The sequence below is a fragment of the Kineothrix alysoides genome, from assembly GCF_000732725.1.
Taxonomy (GTDB): domain Bacteria; phylum Bacillota; class Clostridia; order Lachnospirales; family Lachnospiraceae; genus Kineothrix; species Kineothrix alysoides.
The window spans coordinates 709,569-731,583 of the sequence record NZ_JPNB01000001.1 but is presented as its reverse complement, the minus strand read 5'-3'; the positions used below and the strand labels follow the sequence as shown (position 1 = coordinate 731,583).

General features: G+C 45.3%; 19 protein-coding genes, 1 other RNA gene and 1 other annotated feature. Of the genes, 2 read left to right on the top strand and 18 right to left on the bottom strand.

Features of this window, described 5'->3' with window-relative positions; translation table 11 throughout:
• Positions 1 to 47: 47 nt before the first annotated feature.
• Positions 48 to 283 (bottom strand) — a binding site (T-box leader).
• 332 nt (positions 284 to 615) lie between these two features.
• Complete coding sequence (locus CC90_RS0103515; protein ID WP_051869274.1) at positions 616 to 1,443, top strand: PHP-associated domain-containing protein; 828 nt, start codon at positions 616 to 618, stop codon at positions 1,441 to 1,443.
• 20 nt (positions 1,444 to 1,463) lie between these two features.
• Here the strand turns inward: CC90_RS0103515 and CC90_RS22910 are convergent, their stop codons facing one another.
• The 6 genes from CC90_RS22910 to CC90_RS0103480 form a co-directional block, all read right to left on the bottom strand.
• Complete coding sequence (locus CC90_RS22910) at positions 1,464 to 3,290, bottom strand: diguanylate cyclase (protein ID WP_051869273.1); 1,827 nt, start codon at positions 3,288 to 3,290, stop codon at positions 1,464 to 1,466.
• Between the two features lie 20 nt (positions 3,291 to 3,310).
• A complete protein-coding gene (locus tag CC90_RS24160) occupies positions 3,311 to 3,466 on the bottom strand; it encodes a hypothetical protein (RefSeq protein ID WP_157837529.1) in 156 nt (51 codons plus the stop codon).
• 310 nt (positions 3,467 to 3,776) lie between these two features.
• Positions 3,777 to 4,691, bottom strand: coding sequence for a putative ABC transporter permease (locus tag CC90_RS0103495; protein ID WP_031389438.1), 915 nt, complete (start codon positions 4,689 to 4,691; stop codon positions 3,777 to 3,779).
• Positions 4,692 to 4,733: 42 nt separating this feature from the next.
• Positions 4,734 to 5,501: a YlmH/Sll1252 family protein gene (locus CC90_RS0103490; RefSeq protein ID WP_035315128.1), complete on the bottom strand. Its 768-nt coding sequence runs from the start codon at positions 5,499 to 5,501 to the stop codon at positions 4,734 to 4,736.
• Positions 5,494 to 6,423, bottom strand: coding sequence for a TIGR03943 family putative permease subunit (locus CC90_RS0103485; protein WP_031389436.1), 930 nt, complete (start codon positions 6,421 to 6,423; stop codon positions 5,494 to 5,496). Before CC90_RS0103485 ends, CC90_RS0103490 begins: the two co-directional genes overlap by 8 nt.
• 26 nt (positions 6,424 to 6,449) lie before the next feature.
• Positions 6,450 to 7,703, bottom strand: a complete 1,254-nt coding sequence (locus tag CC90_RS0103480; protein WP_031389435.1) for a CobW family GTP-binding protein — start codon at positions 7,701 to 7,703, stop codon at positions 6,450 to 6,452.
• Between the two features lie 208 nt (positions 7,704 to 7,911).
• On the opposite strand from CC90_RS0103480, the gene CC90_RS0103475 reads away from it, so the two are divergent.
• On the top strand, positions 7,912 to 9,090 hold the full coding sequence (locus tag CC90_RS0103475) for a serine-tRNA(Ala) deacylase AlaX (RefSeq protein WP_031389434.1): 1,179 nt from the start codon (positions 7,912 to 7,914) through the stop codon (positions 9,088 to 9,090).
• A 230-nt stretch (positions 9,091 to 9,320) separates the two neighbouring features.
• On the opposite strand, the gene CC90_RS0103465 is transcribed toward CC90_RS0103475, so the two are convergent.
• From CC90_RS0103465 to CC90_RS0103410, 12 genes are all read right to left on the bottom strand, one after another.
• Positions 9,321 to 9,710: a bacteriohemerythrin gene (locus tag CC90_RS0103465; protein WP_031389433.1), complete on the bottom strand. Its 390-nt coding sequence runs from the start codon at positions 9,708 to 9,710 to the stop codon at positions 9,321 to 9,323.
• A gap of 92 nt (positions 9,711 to 9,802) precedes the next feature.
• Positions 9,803 to 10,582: a ZIP family metal transporter gene (locus tag CC90_RS0103460; RefSeq protein WP_031389432.1), complete on the bottom strand. Its 780-nt coding sequence runs from the start codon at positions 10,580 to 10,582 to the stop codon at positions 9,803 to 9,805.
• A 77-nt stretch (positions 10,583 to 10,659) separates the two neighbouring features.
• Positions 10,660 to 11,562 (bottom strand): hypothetical protein, encoded by a 903-nt coding sequence (locus CC90_RS0103455; RefSeq protein WP_031389431.1) that lies wholly within the window; start codon positions 11,560 to 11,562, stop codon positions 10,660 to 10,662.
• A 27-nt stretch (positions 11,563 to 11,589) separates the two neighbouring features.
• A complete protein-coding gene (locus CC90_RS0103450) occupies positions 11,590 to 13,284 on the bottom strand; it encodes a hypothetical protein (RefSeq protein WP_031389430.1) in 1,695 nt (564 codons plus the stop codon).
• Complete coding sequence (locus CC90_RS0103445) at positions 13,281 to 14,156, bottom strand: S1 family peptidase (protein WP_031389429.1); 876 nt, start codon at positions 14,154 to 14,156, stop codon at positions 13,281 to 13,283. The genes CC90_RS0103450 and CC90_RS0103445 overlap by 4 nt, the downstream gene beginning before the upstream one ends.
• Before the next feature lie 148 nt (positions 14,157 to 14,304).
• An RNA gene (rnpB, locus tag CC90_RS23115) (RNase P RNA component class A) lies at positions 14,305 to 14,653 on the bottom strand.
• Between the two features lie 30 nt (positions 14,654 to 14,683).
• Positions 14,684 to 16,339: a nucleoside kinase gene (locus CC90_RS0103440; RefSeq protein ID WP_031389428.1), complete on the bottom strand. Its 1,656-nt coding sequence runs from the start codon at positions 16,337 to 16,339 to the stop codon at positions 14,684 to 14,686.
• Between the two features lie 23 nt (positions 16,340 to 16,362).
• A complete protein-coding gene (locus tag CC90_RS0103435; protein ID WP_031389427.1) occupies positions 16,363 to 17,145 on the bottom strand; it encodes a Nif3-like dinuclear metal center hexameric protein in 783 nt (260 codons plus the stop codon).
• Between the two features lie 81 nt (positions 17,146 to 17,226).
• Positions 17,227 to 18,009 (bottom strand): tRNA (adenine(22)-N(1))-methyltransferase, encoded by a 783-nt coding sequence (locus CC90_RS0103425; RefSeq protein WP_051869272.1) that lies wholly within the window; start codon positions 18,007 to 18,009, stop codon positions 17,227 to 17,229.
• Positions 18,010 to 18,021: 12 nt separating this feature from the next.
• Positions 18,022 to 19,134, bottom strand: coding sequence for an RNA polymerase sigma factor RpoD (gene rpoD, locus CC90_RS0103420; RefSeq protein WP_031389425.1), 1,113 nt, complete (start codon positions 19,132 to 19,134; stop codon positions 18,022 to 18,024).
• A 40-nt stretch (positions 19,135 to 19,174) separates the two neighbouring features.
• A complete protein-coding gene (gene dnaG / locus CC90_RS0103415) occupies positions 19,175 to 20,950 on the bottom strand; it encodes a DNA primase (RefSeq protein ID WP_031389424.1) in 1,776 nt (591 codons plus the stop codon).
• A 56-nt stretch (positions 20,951 to 21,006) separates the two neighbouring features.
• Positions 21,007 to 22,014: a deoxyguanosinetriphosphate triphosphohydrolase gene (locus CC90_RS0103410; protein WP_031389423.1), complete on the bottom strand. Its 1,008-nt coding sequence runs from the start codon at positions 22,012 to 22,014 to the stop codon at positions 21,007 to 21,009.
• Position 22,015 lies beyond the last annotated feature (1 nt).

Genomic DNA, 22,015 nt, shown 5'->3' with positions numbered 1-22,015 from the left:
CAAGCTAATTGCTTGAGACGGTAATAAACTTAACATAAGTAAACTTAATATAAGCCTTATTATCGCGGTACCACTCAAATTGACATGCCATAGGCATCGACCACTTTATTCATGTACTGTCATACACGTCGGATGGATAACGGGTCCGAATCCCGCCGGTACCTACTATAAGTTCAGCCCAGCCTCGAAAGTCCATTCAGTAAGATTCCCTATACCGCCTTCCACCACCGACGGCTCTCTGCAATAGTTCCTGATACCTACTACTCTTTCTCATAGGTTTGTCGTTTATTTCTCTTTTATTTACATTAATCCAAATTTTTATGATTGTCAAGTCTAAATTTTCTATCACTTCAAATCGTTAGAACCTGGTCTTCTACCTTTGTATAAAGAACTTTGCACCGCACATTTCCCCATACATGATAATGTTCAAAATCAATAAAAAGGAAATCTCTATACCGCAAAAGCAAATTCCCATCACTATAAACAGACATAAACAAAAAAAATTGAGAAATATATTTACTTCCTGTCCATTTAGGGTACAATGTGAATATTGGGACTTTATCAACGACAGTGTGAAATTTATTTTGCACGAACATACGAAAGGATGGTATATTTTTGAAATTCGACATGCACTGCCATACGAAGGAAGGTTCTTTGGATGGTAAAATTGCCATACGAGACGCGATTTGCCTGCTTCAGGAAAAAGGTTATCAAGGTATGCTCATTACGGATCACAACTCCTACAAAGCATATCGTTATTATAAAAAATATAATTTGAACAGCGAATTCCCTGATTTCGTCGTTCTAAAGGGTATCGAATACGATACCATCGATGCCGGACATATCATTATTATTATGCCTACGGACGTTCATCTGCCGCTTTTAGAACTTCGCGGACTTCCCGTCAATTTGTTGATCGATATCGTTCATCATTTCGGCGGAATTCTAGGCCCCGCACATCCCTGCGGTGAGAAATACCTGAGCCTGATGAATACAAGGCGCGGCAAGAAATCCCGCAGCCTGATTACCCGCTTCGACTTTATCGAAACCTATAATGCCTGTGAATCTCCGCAATCCAACATGGCCGCAAGAGAACTGGCCAAGCGGTTTGAAAAGCCGGGAATCGGCGGCAGTGACTCGCACAGGGAGGAAAGCGTTGGCTTCGGCTACACGATGATCGAAGCCGTAATAAAAAACGAAACGGATTTCATTCATGCCCTTTGCTCCGACATAGCGATTTCTTCGGGCGGCGAAAGATATATGTTCACTACCAAACAGAAAATCGGCAGAATAAATAACGTTTTGGTATATTCCTTCTGGTTTTATAATAAATTTCTTGCATTGTTCAAAAGGCACAAACGCAACATGGAACTCTTAAAGAGCCACTTGTATGAATACCTACCAAGTCACAAGGAACGTGAAGCCTACAAAAAAGGCGCTTAGCATGAAAAGCGCCTGTAAAGTCAAGCGGTAGCCATAGGTTCTATGACCTCAGAAAGAAACAGCTCTACGATTTCCGGGTCAAACTTTGTCCCGGCACCGGCCAAAAGCTCGCTTGCCGCAGCCTGTCTGCTTACGGGCTTACAGAAGTTGTCTCCATTTATCAACTTATCATAAGCCTCCGTTACCGCTATAATTCTTGCGCCAAGCAGAATCTCCTGACCTTTCAGCTTCCTGGGATAACCGCTTCCATCGTACCATTCATGATGGGAAAGCACTGCCTCAGCGATAGAAGCGTATTTGTCGGCAGAACGGAGTATCTGATAGCCGATTTCCGGATGCCTTCTGATCTCCATCCGGTCTCCTTCGCTCAGTTTTCCTTGCTTATTCAAAATATTTTCCGAAATTCCTACCTTACCGATATCATGCAGGCGCCCAAGAGTCCGCAGTTCCTCTAATGCGGTAATTTGAAGCCCCATTGCCGCTCCAATAGCCATACTCAGTCGTCCCACATTTTCGGAATGAGCAAACTCCCTCTGATTTCTTGCAAACAGCTTCTGCAATACGAGCTGAACCATTTCATTTTTCCTTGAAACACCTTCTCTCAGCTTCTGACTGTACATCCTCTCTTCTGCCTGCAAAAAGGTCATCTCGAACTTCTCTTCTGCATTTTTCTTCACTGCCCATCCGAAGGACACAGACAGCATTGGTAAATCGGGATTTTCTGCATTGGACTGCTCTATTCCCGCTCGAATACGCGCCGCCAGTTTCTCCGCAGCTTCTTGATCAGTCTTAGGAAGAAGAAGCACGAATTCATCTCCGCCAATGCGCGCTGCTACATCGCCGGAACGCAGCTTCTCTGCCAATATACCGGCAAAGCGCTTAAGTAAATCATCTCCCACCATATGCCCAAAGGCGTCGTTCGTCAGCTTTAAGCCATTTATATCGCAAAGAAGCAGAGCAAAAGGAAGATTTTCTTGAAATTTTTCTTTCTCCAGCTCTTCTTCGTAAAATCTTCTATTAAAAAGCCCCGTCAATTGATCATGATAGCTTAAGTAACGTATATCATTTTCTGCCTGCTTACGCTCTTCAATGTTACGGCTGACTCCTATTGTCTCTATCTCGCCGTCTTCATTGTATCTGTATTTAATAGATACCTCTACCCATACTCCATCTCCATCTTTACGCTGAAGGCGTACTTCCATAAGGTAGTGCTTCTGAGCAGAAGGATTCTCCAAAAAATCGTCTTGATTTTTCTCGAGAAATTCCTGCGATACTGCATATGACTCCGGCATTACGTGTGCGGAAAGCCCATTGGCCAAGCCCTCCTCTACGGTAAATCCTGTCAATTCGAAATAGGAAGGACTAAGATACGTAAAACTCCCTGACCGAAGGTTATATACCCATACCACATCGGCCGTAAATTCCGTAAGCAAGCTGCATTTCTCTTCATTACGTTTAAGTGCTGCCTCTAACCGCTTTTTCTCCGTTATATTGCTTACCGTTGCTAGGATGCAGACCTGACCTTGATATTGTGTCGTAATACTGCTTGCGACCGCCCATATCTCCTTCCCGGACGGATTCTTAAGCTGCATTTCGAAACCGTCGCTTCGCCCTCCCTTCATAACGCTGTCAAACCAAAGGATACGCTTATTCTCTTCAACCCAATAGGAAAAAAAATTCTGTTTTCCAATATCCTCAGGCTTAATTCCACATAACTCAAGGCCCTTCAGGTTGGCATAAAGAATCACACCCTCAACATCGATGATGTAAAAGGCTTCCGGCAAGTTTTCTATAATGTATTGCAAGGGGAGCCCGGCATCAGGTCCTTCATTTAAACTCTCTTCCATAATTTCTAATTCTCCTTATGTCATTTCATCATTTGTCTAAGAATCGATTCAAAATCCTTTTTACCGGCAGTCTCCCTTTTTTCCTTTTTACTTTCCTTTACAGATCTACCGGTTTTATAATCTCTCAGTTTCGGAACAATAACAACCGATTGTACCATCCATGTTTCATAACTCATGAGCTTGCCTCCCTTCTAGGTGCATGTTTCACGGGACAAAAATAGTACTATAGTCCTATTTATAATATATATCGGCACTATATTTCTGTTACTTTAGTACTAGAAACATATTTTGTCAATCTTTTATATGATTTTTTTGTTCAGCGCGCATAGCTGCGCATCATATGCCTGGATTTTTACATCATAGGAAGAAAATACTTTGCACTTAGCTGCGCATCTATCTTTTATGTAATAGGAGCGCTTTCCTATTACATAAAAAACTTCCGCCCTATTATCATTTAAGGCGGAAGTCACTAAGAAATTATTTTTTTTATTTCTTCAATCTATCGTATACAACATCTTTTATTTCTTGAAGAGCATGCTTAAATTTAGCGGAAACCATGCCAGGATTACCCTTGATCAGCCGGCGCTTATAGATGTCAATAAGATTCCTAAGCTGGCTGCTCTTCTCCAGATTTATCTTGTATTTCGTCCACAAATCCAGAATTTCTTCCCGCATACTTTCAGGATATACCGAAACACCGCTTTGAATCTTTTCCTTTAATCCCGTCAGTCGTTCTTCTATACCAGAGAGCAGTTCATCCACTCTCTCGCCCCTCTCCTGCTTCTTCGCCTCCCGGCCTTCGTTAGATACGGCAATAATTACGTCCAGACGACGCTGTACACGCTCAAGTTCCTCCTTCGCCGCTTCCAGCTTCACAAGAATATCGCGCAGATCGATTGCCGCCTTAAAGGATAATGTAAAATCCGCCACGATATAAATCGTGAGAATGAATACGACTGTCATAAGGATATTATGAGGAATGTCCCACACCAATTGCTCGATGGGCTTATGTACGATTCTTGTCATCAATATGGTCAGACCGCCCCATGCGAGAGTGGAGGTCAGGCATATATACCCTTTAAAATTGAACTTCTGATTGGAGTAATCCCAATACCTCACTTTGAACAACCCCTCCATAACTACGCCCGTTATGTATTCCAACACCGTAGCTCCGATACATCCTGCTGCATACGTCAGCAGAATATTGTGCTGAAAGGGCATAGATACTACCAGCATCATAATTGCGCCGCTTCCATACAGCGGAAGAAAAGGCCCCCGCATAAAGCCACGGTTAACAAAGCTGCGTTTTTTCAAAGAAACAAATGTCGATTCAAAACACCATCCGAAAAAACAGTAAAAATAAAAGAAAAATAACCATTGTGCCATCGTATAGGAATACATAGACCCTCCTTATTCATAAAAATCAGCTCCCCGCGCCTTTTCTTATTTATAAATTCCAGCCAGCACGCTTAGCTTTCCTTTTTTCGTTTCATATTCACAGCCATAGTAAATAAACCTTCCGTAACCACGCACGGAAACAATGTCTCCTCTTTTTAGCAGGTAGCTGTTGTTCTCATTTACCCTGCCGTTTATGTATATCCGCTTTTCCCTAAAAAGCAAAAGGCTCTGGTTTCTGGACATCTGATATACCCTCGATGACACAGCATCAGCACGCTCCGAAGAAACCGTAAACTTTATCATCTCCGGCTCTTTTGCCGGAAAGCATACGGCAGCATCCTCCACTACACATCTTACGTTGGTATGCTTTACTTTATCCAGATTTTCTATGATGAAGGGTGCAATTTTATCTGTACAGAATATATATGCATTTTTCCCTTGGAGAAATATGTCGCCTACAGTACTTCTATCGATTCCCAGATTCATGAGCGCCCCAAGAAAATCCCTATGACTTAGCTCGTCCGCAAATTTCTCAATGAGGGGCTTAACCGCAAGACAGATAATGGGGAACTGCTCCTCATATCCTAAGCTTTCTGCGCTCCCGAACCGGAGCATCTGCCGCTCACAATCTTCGCTTCCGCCGAATACTTTATATGAGATTCCCTTTATCTCCTGTTCCATGCTATAGAACACATCCTGCTCCGCCATGCTCAAAAATCCTATGTAAGTATATATGTTATGTTCATAAGACTTTCTCGCCAGCTCCGCTATCCGCTTTTTCAATTGCTGCAATTCTTTATCGTCGTTATACAAAGCTTATCACTTCTTCTTTCGGTGCCTTCGTATGTTCCACGCTCAGCGCAGCCAACACCGGTCCCTCTCCGTTATAATCGGCAAAATACTCTTTTTTTACTACTGCAGTCACCTTGACCCATTGCTTATCCGTAAGCTTATCCGACTTATCGTAAGAGCAGGCAAAACCTAAAAAAGCCATGTCATCTGCACAGCAGGTCATCGCCATTCTCCCCGGCACGAAATATCCTTTGGGAAAGCTCTCGGGTTTCAGCACCATAGCTGTAAACTGTACCTTTTTTTCGATATAGCGTTCCAAATGATCCAAAGAATCCAGATACCAGATTCCATAACCCGCATCGTCCAGGCTGATGATCTCTGCTTTCAAATCGTAGGGAAGGTCATCCTCCATGATTTCATCGACTTCACCGTTAGAATCCTCGAAGACAATTTCCGCCTTCTGATTAATTGCCTTAATGTTTCTCTTATAGCTGTTTAAATCCTCCACGTCGTCGCAGCGGTTAAAAATAATCAGCTCTGACTTTCTTATCATTTCCGCCAGCAAGGACTTCATATTGTTGAAATACATGGGAAACGTAGATGCATCGATAGTCGTTACCTGCTGTTCTATACTCCAGTGCCACGGCAACTTCATATTTTTATAATTCCACATTCCGTTATATTCGATAATGATGCGCTCCGGCTTGTACCGTTTCTCCAGTTCAAGCAACCGTGAAGGATTGAAATCCTCTTCGTTTTCTATCCACTCGAGGTCGGTCCTGCTCATCTTGAGCAAATTTACATCATATTCGTTTTCTCCTTCTTCGCACAGAATCAGGAGTGTTCTCCCCTTTACTTGAAAATAAGGCTGCTCCATCGTATAGGTAATGAACTCCGTCTTCCCGCTCTCCAAAAATCCATTGATTATATAAACCGGTTTCATATGCTTCCTCTCTATCCGTCTATCTTTTACTTATGAAAAAGCTTTTTCAGCTTCTCTTCCTTAAGCTGTGCGCCGATTACGCAAATCTTACCCGTTACATCAGGACGTCCGGCACGTATATCTCTTTCCTCAGGCACATAATCGAAATAAACCCACGTTCCGTCTCCGGCAGGTACCATGCCCTTTGCCCTAAGCACGATTCCGTATTCTTCCTCGTTCTCCAATTCCTTAAGAAGTGCATCGATGTCCTCCACGGTATACGTCGAAGCCGTCTCCATTCCCCAGCTCGTAAATACCTCATCCGCGTGATGATGACCGGCGTGCTCATGGTGGTCATCGTGGTGATGGTGTTCTTGATCGTGGTCATGCTCGTGGTGATGATGTTCTCCGTCGTAGTCATGCTCGTGATGATGACATTCCCCGTCGTGGTCATGATGATGGTGGTCTTCCTCGTGGCCATGATCATCATGATGCTCTCCATCATGGTCGTGTCCATGATGATGCTCTCCGTCACATTCATGATCATGATGATGCTCTCCATCGTGGTCGTGTCCATGATGATGCTCTCCGTCACATTCATGATCATGATGATGTCCGTGACAGCCGCAGGTGCAATCCTCGCCGTGCTCATGATGATGCTCGTGTGCCTTTCCCACTTCTTCCATCAGCTCAGCTTCCAGATCCTTTGCACCCTCTATCGTCTCCAAAATAGCTTTGCCGTCCAACTCCTCCCATGGAGTCGTAACGATTATCGCCTTTTCGTTATATTCCCGGATCATGCTCACCGCTGTTTCCAGCTTTTCGGCACTGATTTTACCCGTACGGCTCAAAACAATCGTTCCTGCATTTTCTATCTGATTGACGAAGAACTCTCCGAAGTTCTTTATATACATTTTGCATTTCGAGGCATCCACTACCGCTACGGCGCTGTTAAGTGTTATCTCGCTTTCATCCGTCACATCCTGAACAGCCTTCATTACATCGGACAGCTTGCCCACTCCCGAAGGCTCTATCAATATACGCTCCGGCGAATAGGTCGTTAATACTTCTTTCAGTGAAGTACCGAAATCTCCAACCAAAGAGCAGCAGATACAACCGGAATTCATTTCCTTGATTTCAATTCCTGCTTCCTTCAAAAAGCCGCCGTCAATTCCGATTTCACCGAATTCGTTCTCAATCAGTACGACCTTTGTATCTGCCAAAGCCTCCTTCAATAATTTTTTTATCAATGTCGTTTTACCGGCGCCCAAAAAGCCAGATATTATATCAATTTTCGTCATGTCAGCAATTGTTCTCCTTCCTATTTGCTATCCTTGTATTTTGCTCTAATTTTCTATTAATGTCAAGTTCTTCGGACCGGCTTTCTACTGCTGCACGTCGTCGCTTGCAGCCCTTTTTCAAGTTGCGCTCTTTTAAAATACGAGGTATGATATTTTAAGTATACCTATATCCGATAAATTTTATCAAGAAAGTGTGGTTATTTTTATTATGGAAAAAACACAAAAGCTTTATGATATCGACGCCTATACGACTGATTTTACCGCCGCAGTAATCTCTTGCTGCCCCGTCACGCCATCCAAAGAAGGAGAAGAGGTTTCCTCTCCCCTCTATGAAATCATATTGGATCAGACTCTTTTCTTCCCTGAAGAAGGCGGCCAGAGCTCCGATACGGGTACTCTGAACGAGGTGCCTGTATCTCATGTGAAGATAGAGAACGGCATTATAACACATATAACGAATGCTCCCATCTCCATCGGCGAAACCGTAACCGGGCAAATCCATTGGGAATCCCGCTATTCCAATATGCAGCAACATTCAGGAGAACATATTATGTCTGGCTTGATTCATTCTCATTTTGGCTACGACAATGTGGGCTTCCATCTCGGTTCCCAGGCTGTTACCCTCGATTTCAACGGCTTCCTGGAAGAGGAACAGCTTAGAGAGATAGAAAACCTGGCCAATGAAGCTATATATCGCAATATCGAAGTACTTGCCGAATACCCCCCTGCACAAGTACTGGAAGACTTAAATTACCGCAGCAAAATCGAATTGAATGAGGCAGTGCGCATTGTAACCATTCCAGGCTACGACATCTGCGCCTGCTGTGCGCCTCATGTGAAAAGAACTGGGGAAATCGGCATAATTAAAATCGTGGATGCCATAAGACACAGGGGCGGCATTCGCATCAGCATTCTTTGTGGAAACCGTGCCCTCGAAGATTTTAAGCAGAAACAGGAACAGGTTTACGCCGTTTCTGCACTTTTATCCGCCAAACCGGAACTTATCGCCCCGGCAGTGGAGCGTTTGAAGGAAGAGAACTTTTCATTGAGGGGAGAAATTCTCGGATTACAGGAGTCACTGATACAACTTAAAGTCTCTCAAATTGCCGAAGGGACGAAGAACTGCTGTCTGTTCGAAGAATCCATGGATTCCCCTGCCCATAGAAAATATGTAAACATGCTGGCAGAGAAATGCTCCGGCATCTGCGGTGTATTCGTGGGAAATGATGAAAACGGCTACCGCTATATCATCGCCTCCAAATATGAGGATGTCCGTACCGTAAATGAAAAGCTGAAACAAAGTCTGGATGCCAAAGGCGGCGGCAGCAAGGAAATGGTACAAGGCTCACTTCTCGGATTCCAAGAGGCTATTCTTGCACTATTTTAAATGCAGACGGCTGAACAAAAGTGTGCTTCGCGCACTCTCGCAGCCAAGCTTTTCGGCAGCACAGCTTTTGCTTGGCGCGCGCTGCTGCGCATCGTTTGCCCCTATGATATAAAGTAATTAAGAAAACCTTACTGATACTATACGTATCGGCAAGGTTTCCTTTTTTTATTCGGCTTCATTATTCAACTTCTTTATTCTGTCTCTTCATTCAATTTCTTTATCCTGCCGCTTTATTCAGCAATTCTCTTATCCGTCTCCATTATGTGCTCTATCATCCAATCTGTGACAAACTTCAGCAAATCCTCTATCGTCTTCGCCTGATTCTCATCCACTATTTCCAAATCCATCGTGTCCAGTTTGCGGATGAAATTGTCATGCTGAATCTTCTGTGTGAACATTCTCTTATACTGAATGCTCTCCATATAGGCTTCCTCATTTTTAAAGTGCATCGCAGCGTAATCCTTCAACCGCTGAATGAGGCTTGTAATGTGGTCATACTTATCCGGCACAAAATTATTTACACATAACTGGTAAATTTCCTCCGCAATCTCGAACAGCACCTTATGCTCATTGTCAATTTGCTCAATCCCCGTCAAATACTCGTCTTTCATCTCATACATATTCACTCCCGCCTTTCGTATTTTAACTTTCTTTCATGTGTTACCGCTTCCATCTTCTGCTTCATTCGTCTTTACTTCTTTCGTGTCTCACTTTACCCTAATGCAACATCCAATACCATCATAATCACAAACCCAATCGCGAAACCGATAGTTCCCATATTGGAATGCTCTCCCTCCGCCGATTCGGGAATCAGTTCCTCCACGACTACATAAATCATTGCCCCTGCTGCAAATGCCAGTGTATAGGGGATGAAGGGAGTGATATAGGTCGCCAGAAGCAGTGTGAACACTGCGGCAATAGGTTCTACAACTCCTGAAAGTACTCCCATGGCAAAAGCCTTTTTCTTTCCCACCTCTTCCTTGAGCGGAAGGGAAATAATTGCACCCTCCGGAAAGTTCTGAATTGCAATACCTATAGAAAGGGCAATCGCCCCCGCCATTGTAATCATACTGTCGCCGTTTAATGCACCCGCCAGCACGATACCTACCGATGCGCCCTCCGGTATGTTATGAATCGTCACTGCCAGCATGAGCATAGTGGATTTTTTGAAGCTGCTCTTAGGTCCTTCCTGTTCTTCTGCGTCCAAATGAAGATGTGGTATGACCCTATCCAGCCCAAGCAAAAATAGGATTCCTACCAAGAAGCCGGCGGCTGCCGGTATAAATGCCAGCTTTCCCATTTCTCCCGACATGTCCATCGCCGGAATCAGCAGTGACCATACGGATGCGGCTACCATGACTCCTGCCGCAAAACCTAACATAGTCTTTTGCACTACCGCATTCATTTCCTTTTTTAGCAAGAAGACGCAGGCGGCACCGAGCGACGTCCCTAAAAAAGGAATCAATATTCCTGTAAGTATTTTCGTATCCATAATTTATCCTCCAAGCTATCGCTTTTTTCTCTTTATTTTTATCTATTCTCCCTTTCACTATTTTATTTCTTTTTATGTCATTTTTCCACTATATTTTTCAAATTGTGAGAAATCCCTGACTCCGACAGCATAAATTTACGCCGGGGCAGATATTGTGCCAGAATTTCCAAGGCCTCCGCAACCTTCCTGCTATAGTCCTTATTATAACACAGCTTATATTTATCCGATACAGCTCCGGATCTGCGCATATAAATAACGGGGAAATCCATAGAAACAAGCTTACCTTTCCTATCCTTGACAAAACTCCCTTCCTTTTTCACATAAATTTCCAGTACACAAGAATAACCGAGCGGAATCTTCCCTTTTTCTATACCTGCACTTGCGTATTCAGCAAAGCCATATTGAAACTGTGCATCCAGTTTCCGGTTTTTTTCCAGCCACTCTTTAAGCTGGAGGGTTATTTCCCCATATATTTTCTCCGTCAGCTTCGCAATGTCGCCTATTTCCACCTGCTGCTGCGCGATTACTTCCGCGAGCGCAACCCCCGTGTCCTTCGTCGTATCGATAGTGATTCCGTTATCATATAAATAAACAAAAAAGGAATATGCGTTTTTCATTCGGAAAGCCAGCCCGCATATCTTTTTGCCGCTTTTATCATAAAGACGCAGATAATCCTGCCCTCTCTTCACATCCCATGCTGCATTTGCAAAGCCGATATCCCGAAGGTTAAATTCTTTTCTTCTCCGAAGAAGATTCACATAAAATAACCTTTCCCCCTTTACCTCCAGCCTCCGATTCCTCCCCTCCATACATAAGAGGACACCGGATAAAAAAACCGCTAAAATCATCAGATATATCCACATCGGTATGGTCTCTGTATGGAATAAAATTTCCGTAACTAACAGGAAGATGGCACTGCAGATAATGAAGCCGCCTACCACATATGAAGTTTTTTGCTCTTTTACCGTAAACTCCTCCATCCTCATCCTCTCATTTCATTTCCTGCTTTATTCCCCGGCCAGTTCCCCATAAACCGGATATGTCGCTTCACTGCCGCATACCACATATTGGCCGTCCTCATAAACGAGATCAGTTATTGCATATGCTAATAAATCCGAATGACCGTCGCCATAAAGATATTGTTTTAACTGAATTCTGACGCCGGAAGAGTCCTCATACTCCTCGGTTCCGTTATACGGTCTATAGAACGAAAAGTCACAGAACCCGTCTGCTTGCGTGGTTCCAAAGGCCTGCTTCCTCTTCTCTTCCCATAACGCCTTCACTTCCTCACCGCATTCCTGCCCAAACAACTCCTCTTCATATCCGAGCTCCTCACAAGAAAGCACTACCTTTTCTCCGTCTCCTGTTACCGTATAGAGAAAGGCCTCCGGCATCTGGACTTCCACATAGTCCTCACCCTGTTTATCGTAAGCAACCAAAGTATATTCTCCATCGCCGCCCTGTTTGCCGGTATTGAGAAGAAGGAATATTTCCTTCTCTCCGTCCGAATCGCTATCCACCGCCATAATCTTGAAGTTATGGCTGAACTTAAGTTCTTCGGTCTGGCGAATTTCCAGCATTTTTCCATCTCCGAACCGGACTTCCACATACGCTTTGGCGCTTTTTGACTCATACATCCGGGCACTGTCAGCGATTCCGTCTCCATCCAAATTCAAATTCTTGAATTCTTCTTCGGCATCATAGCGCTCGTGCTGTCTGAAATCATAATCGGATAGTTCAAAAGAAATATCTGAGACATTATAATCTCCCTTTTCATCCCATGTAAGAAGATAAGAAATATCTCCGGGAAGGCCCTTATAGCCTACCTGCTGGTTAACCAGGAGCGATACCCTTCCATCTCTTATAACCGGTTGATAACGATAAATGCTCGAAGACCAAACCGTTCCGTCAAGCTCTTCATAATAAACAGCCACCCCTCTATCCGACATATATGAGGAACTGACGGGCACTTCCTCCCGATACCCGTACTCCGCATTCTCGCACAACAGCGTGTTATCCTTTCGATAGGTCATATTGACAGCAATGCCTATCGTGTTCACATAATCGTCCGTTCTTCTGCTTTTGCTTGCCTTTTCCTCCGATTTTTGTCCGGGAAGCTTCATTCTGTAATAACCGTCCTCCTTACGGGTATAGACAGCCAGCTCTCTCGCCCCTGCCGGATTGGTACTGCCCTCATGAGTATCCACAACGATAATCTCATTCTGACCATCTCCCGTCAAATCCATGCTATCCACCATTACATTGAAAAAGTAATCATCTCCGCTTCTATTAAGGAGCAGCTTCTCCCCGTTCCCAAAATGCAATTCATAGCTGGCTACATACGGCGCCTCATCTTCCGTCTTGTTTTCCTCATAGGTACGATACAGCTTGTCCGTTAATCCGTCCCCATCCAAATCTCTCTCCGAAAAACCCTCCACATATCCGGTATAGGTAGCCCATTCTTCGGAACCATTGTCTATGGCCTGTCCTTCCATGGAGTTACTTTGCTCTTTTTCTGCCTGCTGCCCATCCTCGCCTTGCGGCTGCTGGCCTTCTGACTGCGGCTGTTGATTATCCTTCACCTGCGGCCGGACACTCTCTGTCTCCTGCTGTGCATCTCCAGCCTCCGGCGACTGCACCTGACAGCCCGCAAGGACAGCGATAGTCACGCTTGTCGCCAATGCCGCTACTATTCTCTTCATTCCCCATATTCCTCCAAAATTGATGTAATAGGAAGGCTGGCTGTTTCATCTCCACCTGTTCCTCCGCTTAGCATTCCCACAAAATTACCGTATGCGTCGAATGTTCCTCCTCCTGACATTCCCGGCTTGGCAAAGCCGAAACCATATAGCATATAAGAATCAAATTCCTCTATGTACCAAGAAGGAGAAGCTACCGTCGCCTCATACATATTTGCTCCCGTTCCGTCCGCTGAACCTACTGTAAAAATGGTATCCCCGGCTTTCAGCCTGCGGTATGGCTTATCTTCTCTTTTTACCTCTTTTAATGAAATGAGTTCCTCGTAGCTAATATCTTTCACCTCCACCTTAAGAAAACCCAAGTCGTACTTCTGCGAAATCTTAAGCAATTTTCCGCCGCAAGTCCTGCCGTTCCAGAACGTAATACTGCCGTCCTCTCCCCAGTCCTCCAAAAGATGCTTATTGGATATGATAACGATTTCCTTCTCGTCCATCTCCCAAATCACTCCGCTGCCATATAAATTTCCTGTATTTATTTGAACAATTCCTGCCTTCACATTTTCATAGGCCAAAGTCACATCCGCCGCCTCTAAGGCATGCAGAACCGTTCCGCCATAACACACCATTCCTTCATACTGATCCTGAAAGGTGGTAGTCTGGATGAGCGGACGGCGAAGTTTCTCTCCAGCCGCATGAGCCGTCAGAAAATCGCCCGGGCAAAACACTGCAAGACACATACACATAATGCTTATGAACATAAGATTTATGAACATAAGATTTATGAACATAAAATTTATGCTGCACCATTTTCCATGCCCTTTATTTCTATGCTTCAAAAAGCATTGCTTCCTAAGATATGTACAAACATACTTCATCGATCAACCTTCTTTTATTCATCGGGCAAGCGGCTTTTTACTGCCGTTTCGCAGTCATATTCATAAAAATCCCCCCGTTATGGAGAGATTTTTATTTAATCTTATGCAACCGCCAAGGTACTGAACAGTTACATTTTTATTTATTTTCATACTAAGCAGAACGATAAGCCGGGTTATGTCGTGAATGATCATCTATCTTGAATTGCCGTCGCCGGCAATTTCTAGCGACCCACCTGAAAGCAGGCCGGGCCGGCCTATCGCTTTCTATTCGGTCTTGCTTCGGATGGGGTTTACATGGCTCCGCCTGTTACCAGACGAACGGTAGTCTCTTACACTGCCCTTCCACCCTTACCCCGCATGACGGGGCGGTTCATTTCTGTTGCACTATCCTTGGAGTCACCTCCACCGGACGTTATCCGGCATCCTGCCCTATGAAGCCCGGACTTTCCTCACCTGCTTCCTTTCGGAATTGCAGCCGCGATCATTTATTCTACTTAGCATTACTTAACTTATATAAATTCCATGTATTAAACATGGAAACAGCTTCCCCCTACGAATTCGCGGCAAATGGAATTCTTAGGAAGGTTTTCACTGCTCACACCGATAAAATATTCTAAAAATTTTAAAAGTCTCTTCGCTTCATAATATTCGGGCTCACCCTTTTCTATTCCAAATAAAAGCGGCTCCGCATACTGCTTCAAAATCGCCAGCTCGTAAATCAACGCAGAATTAAACATGGCATCCGCACTTTCCTGAAAAGGAAAAATATATTTCTCTTCGCCCTTTCTGACGGAGTTCCACATCTCCATCGTGCGCTTTGCCGAAGCCCCTCTCGTCCGTGCATCTCTCACCATACGCCGCAGAAGCCTGCCATCCGTGGTGGGAATCCTATTATGCTCGTCGATATTGATACTCGTCAGGGCGCTGATGTAAATCTTATACTTGCTTTCATTCGGCAGAGAATAAGACGTATCTCCATTCAGACCATGGATTCCTTCAATCACAAGGACATCCTCAGGCCCCAGTTTCTTATAGTTTCCGTGATATTCCCGCAGCCCCGACTTGAAATTGAAGCTTGGAAGTTCCACCGTCTCTCCTTTAAGCAGCCTTGTCATGTCCTCATTGAACTGCTCCACATCTATCGCTTCCAGACATTCGAAATTATAATCTCCATTCTCATCTCTGGGAGTCTTATCCCGGTTGACAAAATAATCGTCCAGGCCAATGGGATGCGGTGACAAGCCATATGTCCGAAGCTGAATAGACAATCTATGTGAAAAGGTAGTCTTCCCTGAGGAGGAAGGCCCCGCGATCATCACAAACTTTACACCTCCGCGCGCCACAATATCCTTGGCTATTTCCCCGATGCTCCGCTCTTGAAGCGCCTCCTGAACAAGTATTAAATCGTTGATATTCCCCATACAAATCTGGTCGTTTAAGTCTCCTACGGTGTCAACTCCCACCATATTACCCCATTCATCCGATTTTTTCAAGGTCTCGAACAACTTTTCTCTGGGTTCCATCAACGGGAGCTTATCCGGCACCTGCTGTTCCGGAAGAAGGAGCATCAAGCCTTCCTCGAAGGAAAGCACCTCGAAATATTTTACATATCCGGTGCTGGGAAGCATATAACCGTAATAATAATCGTAATAGCCATCCAGGCAATATACGTTCACATAGGAGCTTCTTCGGTATCGGAACAGCTTTTCCTTATCCTTCATATTTTGTCCACGGAAAATTTCCATAGCCTCGTTAATCGGATAAGACTTCTTCGTAATCGGTATGTCCGCTTCTGCCAGCTTTCGCATTCTCTCGTTCAGCCTGCGAATAAACTCCGGCTCTATCTTGAAATCGCTGTCTATGCTGCAATAATAGCCGGGACCGATAGCAAATTCCACTTTGAATTTCCTAATAGCAGTTTCCCCCGCAACGTCTCTAAGCGCCTTGATCAGTAGCATGATTGCCGTACGGACGTAGGTTTTATGCCCCACCGGATCGCCTAGCGTAATGAAATTCAGCTCGCAGTCCTTCTTCACTTCCTTGATCAATTCCCTTATCTTTCCATTGGCGGTTATAAGACCGATTCTCTGCGAATACCGGTTCTGATACTCCTTTGCAATTTCCTCGTACGTGGTACCCTCTTCATATTGCCTCTTCTCGCCATCTATTGTAACTGTAAACATGCTGTCCTCCAAAATCCTGCTGCCTATAATATCCAAAACGGATTCTTTTCCTTCGCAGCAAATACGGTAAGCTGCGGCAGCTCTCTTCTAATATATTCCTTCATATATGGAATAAATATCTTCTCCAAGCCAAAATGTCCGGCATCGATAATCGAAAGTCCCTGTGCCATCGCATCCAGCCCCTCATGGTGCTCGATATCTCCGGTGATGAGCACCTCCACTCCCGCCGATACCGCCGGCTTTATCATGGTTTTGCCGGAGCCTGGTGAAACTGCCGCCCATTCGATAGGCGTATCCGATTCTCCATATATTTTTACATTTTCAAGCTCAAAGGTTTCTTTCACAAAGGAGGCGCACTCCTCCAGCGTCATAATCTGAATAAGCCTTCCATACCTGCCCAGCCCCTCTTTTGCTATTTCATCCTCATAGGTAATGTCAAGCACTTGCCTGTCCTTAAGCCCAAGCTCATCCGCTGCCGCATCCGCCATTCCCATTACGTCGAAATTTGTGTGCATGGCGTAATAGCTAATATCATTCTGAAGCAGCTTTATCACCCTGCGCCCGATGAAATCCTCCGCCGTAACCTTTTTCATAGGGGAGAATATAAGCGGATGGTGAGTCAGAAGCATATCCGCTCCTGCGCGCACCGCCTCATCTATTACCTCATCGGTAGCGTCCAGCGCAATACACAGCCTGCTCACTTCCTTGTCCGTTCTCCCTGCAAGGAGCCCGACGTTATCCCAGCTTTCCGCAAAGGAAGAGGGCGAAAGCCGTTCCAGACTTTCTATGATTTTGTCACATCTCATATACAGCCACCTTTCCCGGGTACTTCCCGCATACGGCTTCCGGCTCCGGCATTCATGCTGGCACATATACCAGTATTCATACTATTTATCAAAATAAGAAAGTGCCGAATCGATATCCTTTATTCTGCATTCTATTTCTTTTTGCCTCATATTCCGCCTGCTGCTCTGCTGTTCATTCCCACCGGCTGCTTTTTTAAGGCCGCCAAGAATTTCCTCGCATAACACCCGTTCTTTCATAAGAAATCCATGAAGCACCGGATTCTTTTTCTCTAAAAGGATGGGACCATATTTATCCGGCACCTGCCTGCTTACCGTCTGTAAAGCTGCATCTTCGCCCTGTCCTGCTCCGGGACGCGCTTTGATAACCGGATAGTATTTACCATCCTCAAAAATCATGTCCTCATCTGTTATATCATAGCCTTGCTTTCGCAAATATTCTCTCATACCGCGTATCTCGGACTGGGGCTGCAAAATAACTTCCTGCATAAAGCGTATCTTGTCCTTTCCTTCTTCCAGAATACGCTTTATCAATTTGCCGCCCATTCCCGCACAAATCAAGGTGTCAGCTTCTTCCCGGCGCAAGGCCGTCACTCCGTCGGACAGTCTGGTTTCTATGTAGTCTGTCAAAGCATACTCTTCCACATGCTCTTTTGCAGCTTTTAAAGGTCCTTCTCCCACATCCATGGCCAATGCCCTCGGGCTGATTCCATTTCTTACCAGATATATGGAGACGAATCCATGGTCGCAGCCTACGTCGCACACAACATTCCCCTTCGTCACCATACCGGCTACGCAGAGCATTCTGTCCGACAGCACGATTTCCTTGGACCAGGAGCTAATATCTAAGTTTTCATTAAGATTCATGTTTTTATCCGATTAATCCAAGTAATCTTTCAGCTTACGGCTTCTGCTTGGATGGCGAAGCTTACGGAGCGCCTTCGCTTCTATCTGTCTGATCCGCTCTCTGGTAACATTGAATTCCTTTCCAACCTCCTCCAGCGTTCTGGCCCGTCCGTCATCCAGACCGAAGCGAAGGCGAAGCACTTTCTGCTCCCTTTCCGTCAAGGTACCAAGCACCTCTACAAGCTGCTCCTTTAATAGGGTAAAGGCCGCCGCATCAGCAGGTACCGGCACGTTATCGTCCTGAATGAAGTCACCCAGATGACTGTCTTCTTCTTCTCCGATAGGGGTTTCCAAAGAAACCGGTTCCTGGGAAATCTTGAGAATCTCTCTTACCCTGTCCACCGGCATATTCATTTCTTCCGCTATTTCTTCAGGGGAAGGCTCCCTGCCCAGTTCCTGAAGGAGCTGTCTGCTGACACGAATCAGCTTATTGATCGTCTCCACCATATGAACAGGAATACGGATCGTTCTCGCCTGATCTGCGATGGCTCTTGTAATCGCCTGACGAATCCACCATGTAGCATAGGTAGAAAACTTATATCCTTTTCTATAATCAAACTTTTCCACAGCCTTAATAAGACCAAGATTGCCCTCCTGAATCAAATCGAGAAAGAGCATACCGCGGCCTACATACCTCTTGGCTATGCTGACAACGAGACGAAGATTCGCCTCCGCAAGGCGCTTTTTCGCCTCATCATCGCCCATCTCCATCTTCTTTGCCAGTTCGATTTCCTCCTCTGCGCTCAGAAGGGGAACCTTACCAATTTCCTTCAGATACATTCTGACGGGGTCTTCGATGCTGATGCCATCCGGAACGGTAAGATCGATACTCTCCACATCGACCTCATCCTCCTCCGTGAGGATAATTTCCTCGTCATCCACATCGTCCTCCTCCGTAATACGAAGTACATCTACGTTATTCTGTTCCAGAGTTTCCATTATCTTATCGAAATGTTCCTCTTCCAGCGCCATGTCGGCGAAGAAATCGTTAATCTCCTGATACTCCAGTACATTCTTTTTCTTTTTAGCAGCGCTTAAGAGCTCCCTCAAATGCTCCTCAAACTTTGCTTGTGTGTTTTCATCCATTTTAGGTTCCATCCTTCCTCATGTAGTCATAGTATTATCTTTAATCTAAAGAAATATGCGTTTTGCTAAGTTCTTCCAACGCTTTTTTTCCCGCAATTACCTGCTTTAACGTACTTATATCAGCCCCCAGCCTGCCGGAATAATATTCATAGCTGTTCTTTTTTACCGTATAAACGATATCGTGGAAAGCCTTTTCCCGCTCCTGTTTCGTCTCCAGCTCCTCCAACTTGGTGTTGAAAAGCGCCGCTACCTCCCGCTGGTCCTCTTCGTCCGTAAAAAGACTGATGATATGAGCCGGGTTCAGCTTTCCCTGCTCCAAGCCCTCGAACAGCCTGTCCGCCACCTTCCGGTACAGTTCTTCCGTAAAATCCTCGGGGGATATATATTTCACAATTTTAGGAAATACCTCCGGTTCCTCCGCAATCCAGGTAATAAGTAACCTTTGCGACTTCTTCATGTTCTCTTCCGGTGTATTTTTCTTCTCTGCGATTCCTGACTTGGGACGAACAATCGGACTTACCAGCCCCGTCTGCGCCGCATAGGTGGTTACCAGCTTCCTCAGATTGTCAAAACCTACGTTATATTTATCCGCTACCGCTTCTATGTAGTTCTCCCGTTCCACCTCCTCAGGAAAGCCACATAACTTCTTCGCGATTTCCCTATGAAATTTGGTCTTGGATTCCGGGTCTTTCAGGTTGTATTCCTTTTCCATGATACGAAGTTCGAAGAAAAAGCTGTTCTCCGCCTCGTCCATCCTCTGGCGAAATGCCTCCGTTCCCAGGTTTTGAATGAATTCGTCCGGGTCCTTATAAGGCTCCAGATTGAGTACCTTACCGCTTAAATCCACTTCTTTCAATATGGATATAGCCCGAAGCCCTGCGTTCACTCCCGCTCCGTCGCTGTCATAAGCGAGCAGCACTTCCTCCGTATAACGGCGCAGAAGATTCGCCTGCCCTGCGGTAAATGCTGTTCCGAGAGATGCCACAGCCTGCGTAAATCCGGCTTGATGCATAGCAATGACGTCCATATAGCCTTCGCATAGAATAATGTTGCTTTGCCGCGAGGTTCTCGCAAAATTCAGTCCGTATAAATTGCGGCTTTTATCAAAAATCATTGTCTCCGGCGAATTTAAGTATTTCGGCTTGGCATCGCCCATCACGCGTCCGCCGAAGCCTACTACCCTGTGATTGATGTCCTGAATAGGGAAAATGACCCGATTCCAGAACTTATCGTGAATTCCATATTTCTCATCGAAGCTTGCAAGCCCAGCCTCCTGTATGAGCTCGTCCCGGTAGCCCTTGGAGCGCAGGTATTGTACCAGATCGTTGCTGGATACGTTAGCGAATCCCAATCCGAACTTCTTCATCGTCTCGTCGCTAAGCTGCCTGTCCGCCAAATAGCGATAACCTATGCTGCCCTTTTGGGAACGGAGCTGATAATAAAAGTATTTCGCCGCTTCTTTATTCACTTCTAACAGCTTATTTCTTTTGCCTTCCTTTTTCTTTACCTCTTCCGAATATTCTATCTCAGGCAAATCCACCTTTACCCTGTCCGCCAGCAGCTTGATTGCTTCAGGAAAGGTAAAGTTCTCATATTCCATAATAAAAGTAAATACATTTCCGCCCGCCCCGCAGCCGAAGCAATAATACATCTGCTTGCTTCCCGAAACGGAAAAGGAGGGGGACTTTTCATTATGAAAGGGACATAGGCCGAAATGGCTGCTCCCTTTTTTCTGCAAACGCACATAACCGGAAATCACATCTACTATATCGTTTTTCAACCGTACTTCTTCAACTAACTCATCAGGATAGTACACTCTCATTTCCCTTCTTTAATCTGTAATATATCAAATAGTTATACGCCGCCTCACGCTCAATAATGCCACGATTTCGGTATGAACAGTTCTTCATACTTGGCAATGGCGAAGCGGTCCGTCATCGCTCCGATGAAATCGCATACGATAATCTGAGCCGGTTCTCCATACTCCTCTATCCGCGCGGTAAGATGCTTCGGAAGAAGCTCCATATGGCGAAGATAATATTCATAAAGCGACTCCATCAGCATTTCTGCTTTCTTCTCTTCGCTCTTGGCTTCGTTGTTCTTATACACCCGGTCGAACATGAATTCCCTCAGCTTTTTCATAGCCTCGGCAACGGGAGGCGACATCATAATATCGTCTCTGTCATAGCTGGTGGTTACCAAATCGTGAATGAAATGGTCCAAACGTTCCCCCGTAGTCTTTCCGATTACCTCTCCGATTTCCTCCGGAACATCGGATTCTTTCAAAATCCCACCGCGAATGGCGTCGTCCATATCGTGATGAATATATGCGATCTTATCCGAAAATCGGACAATTTTTCCTTCTAATGTAAAGGGCATTCCCTTTGTCTGATGGTTACGGATGCCGTCTCTGACTTCTTCCGTCAGATTAAGCCCCTGTCCATCCTTCTCCAAGCAGTCTACCGTGCGAACGCTTTGTTCGCTGTGGCAAAAGCCGTACGGGCACACTCTGTCAAGAGCCCGCTCTCCCGCATGTCCGAAGGGTGTATGGCCCAAATCATGTCCTAAGGCAATGGCTTCCGCCAAATCCTCGTTCATCCGAAGGGCTTTGGCAATGGTACGGGCATTCTGAGATACCTCCAGTGTATGTGTCAGCCTCGTCCTGTAATGATCGCCTTCCGGCGTCAAAAAGACCTGCGTCTTATCCTTCAGACGCCTGAATGCCTTGCTGTGCAGTATTCTGTCTCTATCCCGCTGATAGACCGGGCGGATGTCGCACTGCTCTTCCTCCCTCAGCCTGCCTCTGGAATTCATGCTAAGGGACGCATAGGGGCTTAAATATTCTTTTTCCCACTGCTCCATTTTCTCTCGAATCAACATG